This is a genomic window from Vibrio sp. 10N.261.46.A3 (assembly GCF_041472995.1).
Taxonomy (GTDB): Bacteria; Pseudomonadota; Gammaproteobacteria; order Enterobacterales; family Vibrionaceae; genus Vibrio; species Vibrio coralliirubri.
In genome coordinates this window covers 1-640 of sequence record NZ_JBFRRH010000096.1, presented here as the reverse complement: position 1 = coordinate 640, position 640 = coordinate 1, and the positions used below count along the sequence as shown (strand labels likewise).

Genomic DNA, 640 nt, shown 5'->3' with positions numbered 1-640 from the left:
GTAGACGCTTACCCTTTAAATCACTTAGCCTTCATTAGGAGTTAACGTGTTGCGTTTCATCTGGGGGACGGTTTTTAATTAACAAGAAGAACGTGGTTTTTTACTCCTGTATATTCTATAGAAATACGATGTCCTAACAACAGTGATTGAACTTCACGAACAAATGTCTCAGGCACATCTAGTACTCTAATTTCATCTATTACTCCTTGTGTGAGGTGCAAGGTAACCTTGATAGGACGTTTACGCAATTGATAAGCTATAATAATCTGACGTATATCTTTCTTTAAGTCATTAAACAAGCTCGCTATGTCTTGATCTATGCGCCCAGATTCACTGGCTATCTCACGTTCTAATAAGCTACTTGATATACGCTCTTGCCTAGAAGAATAAGTGCTTGCAAGATTACTCTTTGATTTCACTATGGCACTTTCCAATACCTGTTGACTTTTAACTTCGTAACCTGGCAAGTTGCGATCTGATACTGACTCCTTATTCTGCCCAGCAGTAGGAGTCAAACCAGATGAAGAAGTAACTTCAATATTTATATTTTCACTCATAGAAGCCCCAAACATAGCACTCAATGCTTTAGCCTCACTATTTTGGGCTTGAGTGCCCGAAGGTAGTGCTACCTTTGGCTCTG

1 protein-coding gene is annotated in these 640 nt (G+C 39.4%); it reads right to left on the bottom strand.

The window, feature by feature from the left end:
* Positions 1–74 precede the first annotated feature (74 nt).
* The coding region (locus tag AB4484_RS20605) for a hypothetical protein (protein WP_372080118.1) at positions 75–640 on the bottom strand (566 nt) is incomplete at its 5' end.